Source organism: Mesorhizobium sp. M7D.F.Ca.US.004.03.1.1 (assembly GCF_003998635.1).
Lineage (GTDB): Bacteria > Pseudomonadota > Alphaproteobacteria > Rhizobiales > Rhizobiaceae > Mesorhizobium > Mesorhizobium loti.
Window position 1 is genome coordinate 1 of sequence record NZ_RZQG01000336.1, and the last position, 5,971, is coordinate 5,971.

Below are 5,971 nucleotides of genomic sequence, written 5' to 3' on the forward strand. Positions count from 1 at the left end.
GGTTTGGCCTTGCCATGGGGCCGGCGGCGGCCCTCGCGCTTGTGGCAACTCTGCTCACCACCGGCTGTCTGCATGAGGACGGGCTATCCGACGTCGCCGACGGTTTTGGCGGCGGCAAATCACGCGGCAGCAAACTCGAGATCATGCGCGACAGCCGCATCGGCGCTTATGGCGCGGCGGCGCTGGGCCTGTCACTGCTGATCCGCTGGAGCGCGCTGTCGGAGTTCGTCGAGCCTACACAGGCGCTGTTTGCCCTCCTGGCCGCGCACGCGGCCTCTCGCGGCCTGCTTGGCGCCTTCATGCATCTCTTACCCCCAGCGCGGATCGACGGCCTCTCGGCCGATGCCGGCACTGTCTCGGTCGAAACGGCAACAGCCAGCGCCGTGCTCGGCGCGATTCCGCTCCTCTTGCTCGGGCTCGGCGGCGCCGTTTTCGCGCTCATCCTGCTTGGCCTGCTGTTTGCCGCATTCCGCGCCCTTTGCCTCAACCAGATCGGCGGCCAGACCGGCGACACGATCGGCGCACTGCAGCAGGCAAGCGAAATCGCGGTGCTGCTCGTCGCTTCCGTAGCCCTTTCCTGATTCCCTTTTGGCCTGATTCCCTTTCGGAGACTTTACCCCCATGCCCTTCAAATCACTCGAAGAACTGCGCGCCGCCTGCCTCGAACTGCCGGCCGGCAGCGATACCGCTGCAAACGCGGTCGCACGCCGCCAGGACACGCTGACCAAGCCGCAAGGCAGCCTTGGCCGGCTGGAGACCATCGCCGCCTGGCTGGCGCGCTGGCAGGGCCGCGACATGCCGAAACTCGACCGCGTCAAGGTTTTCGTCTTCGCCGGCAACCACGGCGTCACCGCGCAAGGCGTCTCGGCCTATCCCTCGGAAGTGACCGTGCAGATGGTGGCAAATTTCGCCGGCGGCGGTGCCGCCATCAACCAGCTTGCCCGCATGGCAGGTGCCGAACTCGACGTTATCCCGCTCGATCTCGACCATCCGACCGGCGATTTCACGCAAGTACCGGCAATGGACGAAGAGGCGTTTCTCGCGGCTGTCTCCGCCGGCTACGACGCGGTGACAAAAGATCTCGACCTGATCTGCTTCGGTGAAATGGGCATCGGCAACACGACGCCGGCGGCTGCCATCTCAGCAGCCCTGTTCGGCGGCGGTGCGGAAAAATGGACCGGGCGCGGCACCGGCGTCGATGACGCCGGCTTGAAGCGTAAGGTCGTCGCCATCGAAGCCGGCCTGAAGCGTCACGCGGCCACCCTCGCCGACCCGCTTGCTATCGCTGCCGCGCTCGGCGGCCGCGAACTCGCCGCCATCTTCGGCGCCACGCTGGCTGCCCGCTATCTCGGCATACCCGTGCTGCTCGACGGCTTTGTCTGCACCGCCGCCGCGGCCCCGCTGGCAAAGCTGCACCCGACCGGCCTCGCCCACACAATCGCCGCTCACGTTTCGGCCGAATCAGGCCATCGCGGGCTGCTCGAAGCGCTCGGCCTGCCGCCGCTGCTCGATCTCGGCATGCGGCTCGGCGAAGGCTCCGGCGCCTGCCTCGCCGTCAACATCGTCCGCTCGGCGCTGGAATGTCATGCCCGCATGGCAAGCTTTGCGGAAGCGGGGGTGTCGGAGAAGTAGTTATCCATTCCCCGTATCGGCCGACAAAGACGCCGTTGTCACGACAAAGGAAGCATCTTCCGGCAGCGGCGATTCTCAGATAGATTTTGCGGATGAAAAAACTTCATCCCGTCGCAGCTGCAGTGTCTATCGCCGTGGCGGTTGCTGTTGTGCTCCGTCACAGCAGCTATTCAAGTCATGGCCCGATCGATACCGGCATTTTCGTTGTCTTCCTGGTCTTCTTCTGGTGGCTCATCAGCGATTTCTCCGGAGGAAAAGACGAAATTGGCGCTAGCGATGCTGCAGCCGGGGAAAAGAGCATTGCTTTCCGATTCGGCCGGCTTCTTAGCCGCATTTTTCAACGTGGCTGAATCGCCAAGAGATCCAGATAGCGCGGTCAATGAATCACGGTCAGACAGCCTGCCCGAGGCGCGTCAAACGCGTCTCGCTTTCAGGGTCTTTCCACCAAGTCTTTGAAGAATTTGGTGGGTGCGCACAGGATTGAACTGTGGACCCGCTGATTAAGAGTCAGCTGCTCTACCAACTGAGCTACGCACCCACTCGGCCGGCAAAAACCGGCGTTGGCGGGCATATAGCCGCCACCATCGGTCCTGTCCAGCCCTGCCGGAATCATTTCCCGACAAATCGCTTAAGTGCCGCAGATGGTCAGACGAACAGCTTGCCCTCCGCCACCTTGATCGCATTGCCGCCAATGCGCGCCGAGGCCAGTTTTCCGCCTTGCACGGTCAGTTCGAGGCGGATGCGCGAAGGCCGGCCCATCTCCAGCCCCTGCTCGATCCATAGCTGCGAAATGCCGTCGGTCGGCGCGTCGAAATGCATGATGGCGCCGGCAAAGGCAGCTGCCGCCGAGCCGGTCGCCGGATCCTCATAGGAAGGTGTGCCAGGTACGATCATGCGCACATGGAAGGCGCTTTCGTGGTTCACCGTCTCGCGGCAGTAGACATAGGGGCTGGCGAAGGCCCACTCGCTCTTGCGCGGCGCCAGTTCCGACCACGCCTGGTTGTCCAGCCGGACCCGGCCCGCCGCCTCGAGATTGGCAACCGGGATGGTCACATAAGGAACGCCGGCCGACCAGAACGCGACGCGGTGATTCTCGAAGCCGATCTCGTGCGGCGTCAACCCAAGGGCCGCACCGATCGCTTCCGGATCGGCCTCGAGCTTTAGCGGCTCCGGCAGCTTCGCCAGGTCGAACTCGGCAAAGGTGTTGCCGTCGTGCTTGCTGACGGCGCAACGCACCGGGCCGATATTCTCCTCCAGCACGAAGATGCCGGCGCCGCCCTCTTCCGCCAGTTCGGCCAGCGCAATCGCGGCGCCAACCGTCGGATGGCCGGCGAACGGCATTTCATAGTCGGGCGTGAAGATGCGGATGCGGTTTCGATGCTTTGGATTGTCCGGCGGCAACACGAAAACCGATTCGGACAGGTTGAATTCGCGCGCGATGGCCTGCATCGCGGCCGCGTCCAATCCCTTGCTGTCCAGCACGATCGCCAAGGGGTTGCCGGCCAGTCGCTCGGTCGTAAACACATCGTAGAGCAAGTAATTCCGGGTTTTCATTCCTGCCTCAATCCCAACATGGGCGAAATTTAATTTGATATTTGAACCAGTAAGCCTGATCTGTGCACAGATAGGGACATTGCGCATTATAGGGGTCCAGCGTGGACCAGATTGTCAATCTGCCAAAGACGGAATCGGATTCCGCCATCGAGACGGCGCTTGGGCTCGACAGACAAGGTCGGCGCAAGTCGCGCCGGCGCGGCTGGCTCCATGCGCTGCTGGCGCTGATCGTGCTCGCCGCCGGGCTTGGCGCCTATCAGTGGTATGCCGGCTCGCCGGCCAGGATTGATTATACCACCGTGCCTGCCGCCAAGGCCGACCTCACCGTCGCGGTCTCGGCAACCGGCACGCTGCAGCCCCTCACCCAGGTCGACATTTCCAGCCAGCTCTCAGGCATCATCCGTTCGGTTTCGGTCGAGGAGAACCAGCAGGTCAAGAAGGGCGACGTGCTGGCGGCGCTCGACACCACCAAGCTGCAGGTCCAGATCGAACGAGCGGAGGCCTCCGCCAAGGGCGCGGCCGCCAATGTCGAGGACGCCACGGTGACGCTGACCGAGAACGAAAAGGCGCTTGTGCGCGCGGCGGCACTGACCAAGCGCGGCATGGCGACCGACCAGTCGCTCGAGGCGGCGACCGCGACGCGCGACCGCTCCAAGGCGGCGCTCGACAGTGCTGAGGCCAATCTCGCCATCGCCAATGCCGATCTGAAATCGCAGCAGACCGACCTTGCCAACAGCACCATCTATGCGCCGATCGACGGCATCGTGCTGACGCGCTCGGTCGATCCCGGCCAGACGGTCGCCTCTTCCCTGCAGGCGCCGGTGCTGTTCATCATTGCCGCCGATCTCAGGAACATGGAACTGGTGGCAGCGGTCGATGAGGCCGACATCGGCGCCGTCAAGTCCGGCCAGCATGCCCGCTTCACGGTGGATGCCTTCCCCGAGCGGCCGTTCGATGCCGAGATCCGCGACATCTCCTATGCCTCGGTCACCACCGACGGCGTCGTCACCTACAATGCGCGGCTTGAGGTCGACAACAACGAGCTGTTGCTGCGGCCCGGCATGACCGCCACCGTTTCGGTCGTCACCAAACAGGCCAAGGGCGTGCTCACCGTGCCGGCCACCGCCTTCCGCTATCGCCCGGCGCAGCAGGCCGCACGCGGCTGGAGCCTGAGCGACCTGTTCACCGGCCGCATGGGTCGCCCCGGCGGCAACCGCCAGCGCCAGGCCGCCACAGTGCCCACCGATGGCTCGCGCACCCTCTATGTGCTGGAGAACGGCCGTCCGCACCCGGTCAACGTCAAGATCGGCTCAACCGACGGCGAACTGACCGAGGTCCTTTCGGGCGTGGAAGAAGGCGCACAAATCATCACCGCGTCGCAGCAGCGGAGCTGATGCCGTGGCTGCGGGCGCGACCCTCATCACCTTCGACAAGGTCTGGAAGAGCTACGGCCAGGGCGAGGCCAAGGTGCATGCGCTGGCCGGCGTCGACCTTGCCATCCGGCGTGGCGAATTCGTCGCCATCATGGGGCCGTCCGGCTCCGGCAAGTCGACGGCGATGAACATCATCGGCTGCCTCGACACGCCGACGGCCGGAACCTATTCCTTCATGGGCATCGACGCCGGCCGGCTCGACCGCAACCGCCGCGCCATGCTGCGCAACCTCTATGTCGGCTTCGTGTTCCAAGGCTACAATCTGCTGGCCCGCACCACGGCGGCCGAAAACGTCGAACTGCCGCTGATCTATCGCGGCGTGGCCAGCCGCGAGCGCCGCGACCTTGCCATGCAGGCATTGGCGGAGGTCGGCCTTGTCGGCCGCGAGCACCACACGCCGGCCGAACTGTCCGGCGGCCAGCAGCAGCGCGTGGCCATCGCACGCGCCATCGTCACCCGCCCGACGCTGCTCGTTGCCGACGAGCCGACCGGCAATCTCGACACCGCACGCACGCACGAGATCATGGAATTGCTGACCCGGCTGAACACCGAGCTTGGCCTGACCATCGCCATGGTCACGCATGAGGCCGACGTCGCCGACTATGCCGAACGCACCATCCGCTTCCTCGACGGCCACGTCGCCTCGGACACCATGAAGCTGGAGATGGCACAATGATCTGGGAAACCGTTCGCCTCTCACTCCGCTCGATCCGCCGCAACGTGCTGCGCTCGTTCCTGACCTTGCTCGGCATCGTCATCGGTGTTGCCGCCGTCATCGCCATGCTCACCATCGGCTCCGGCACCACTGAAAAGGTCAAGGCCGACATCTCCAAGCTTGGCAGCAATCTGCTGGTCGTCCGCTCCGGCCGTCCGGCCGGCCCCGGCGCTCCGGGCGGGCTCGACCAGGTGGTGCGTCCGCTGGCCGAAAAGGACCTGGCAGCACTCGTTGCGCACCTGACCGGCGCGCGCGCCATTTCGCCGGCCTCGCAAAAGCAGGTCCGCGTCATCTTCGGCACCGAGAGCCTGACCTCGGGCGTCACCGGCACCGACAGCGCCTATCTCGATGCGCGCGACTGGAAGCTGGTGTCGGGCCGCCCGTTCAGCGATTCCGAGACCCGCTCAGGCACCGGCGTGTGCCTGATCGGCGAGACGGTGCGCCAGCAGTTCTTCGGCGCCGGCGACCCTGAGGGCGAGATCATCCGCGTCAACCGAACCTCCTGCAAGATCATCGGCCTGCTCGAGCCCAAGGGCTATACCGGCTTCGGCCAGGACCAGGACAATGTCGTCCTGATGCCTCTGCACGCCTATCAGCGCCGCATCGCCGGCAACCGCGACATCGACAACATCTACAT

The 5,971-nt window shown here is 64.9% G+C and carries 7 protein-coding genes and 1 tRNA gene; 6 read left to right on the forward strand and 2 right to left on the reverse strand.

Going from position 1 to position 5,971, the window contains the following annotated elements; translation table 11 throughout:
- From EN935_RS18950 to EN935_RS18960, 3 genes are all read left to right on the forward strand, one after another.
- On the forward strand, positions 1-581 hold a 581-nt coding region (locus EN935_RS18950), incomplete at its 5' end, for an adenosylcobinamide-GDP ribazoletransferase (RefSeq protein WP_164771200.1).
- Positions 582-621: 40 nt separating this feature from the next.
- Positions 622-1,632: a nicotinate-nucleotide--dimethylbenzimidazole phosphoribosyltransferase gene (cobT, locus tag EN935_RS18955; protein WP_127373515.1), complete on the forward strand. Its 1,011-nt coding sequence runs from the start codon at positions 622-624 to the stop codon at positions 1,630-1,632.
- Between the two features lie 92 nt (positions 1,633-1,724).
- Positions 1,725-1,982 carry a hypothetical protein gene (locus EN935_RS18960; protein ID WP_127266292.1) on the forward strand — a complete coding sequence of 86 codons (258 nt, stop codon included), beginning with the start codon at positions 1,725-1,727 and terminating at the stop codon, positions 1,980-1,982.
- A 112-nt stretch (positions 1,983-2,094) separates the two neighbouring features.
- On the opposite strand, the gene EN935_RS18965 is transcribed toward EN935_RS18960, so the two are convergent.
- Both EN935_RS18965 and EN935_RS18970 read right to left on the reverse strand, forming a co-directional pair.
- Positions 2,095-2,170: transfer RNA gene (locus EN935_RS18965), tRNA-Lys, on the reverse strand.
- Positions 2,171-2,277: 107 nt separating this feature from the next.
- A complete protein-coding gene (locus EN935_RS18970; RefSeq protein ID WP_109668023.1) occupies positions 2,278-3,186 on the reverse strand; it encodes a PhzF family phenazine biosynthesis protein in 909 nt (302 codons plus the stop codon).
- 101 nt (positions 3,187-3,287) lie between these two features.
- On the opposite strand from EN935_RS18970, the gene EN935_RS18975 reads away from it, so the two are divergent.
- The 3 genes from EN935_RS18975 to EN935_RS18985 form a co-directional block, all read left to right on the forward strand.
- Positions 3,288-4,580 (forward strand): efflux RND transporter periplasmic adaptor subunit, encoded by a 1,293-nt coding sequence (locus EN935_RS18975; protein ID WP_127373516.1) that lies wholly within the window; start codon positions 3,288-3,290, stop codon positions 4,578-4,580.
- A gap of 4 nt (positions 4,581-4,584) precedes the next feature.
- Positions 4,585-5,295 carry an ABC transporter ATP-binding protein gene (locus EN935_RS18980; protein WP_109668027.1) on the forward strand — a complete coding sequence of 237 codons (711 nt, stop codon included), beginning with the start codon at positions 4,585-4,587 and terminating at the stop codon, positions 5,293-5,295.
- The coding region (locus EN935_RS18985) for an ABC transporter permease (protein ID WP_164771201.1) at positions 5,292-5,971 on the forward strand (680 nt) is incomplete at its 3' end. The genes EN935_RS18980 and EN935_RS18985, both read left to right, overlap by 4 nt.

Coding starts and splice junctions, on each gene's coding strand:
- EN935_RS18970 (WP_109668023.1), bottom strand. CDS start 3,186: ATGAAAACCCGGAATTACTTGCTCTACGATGTGTTTACGACCGAGCGA.
- cobT (WP_127373515.1), top strand. CDS start 622: ATGCCCTTCAAATCACTCGAAGAACTGCGCGCCGCCTGCCTCGAACTG.
- EN935_RS18960 (WP_127266292.1), top strand. CDS start 1,725: ATGAAAAAACTTCATCCCGTCGCAGCTGCAGTGTCTATCGCCGTGGCG.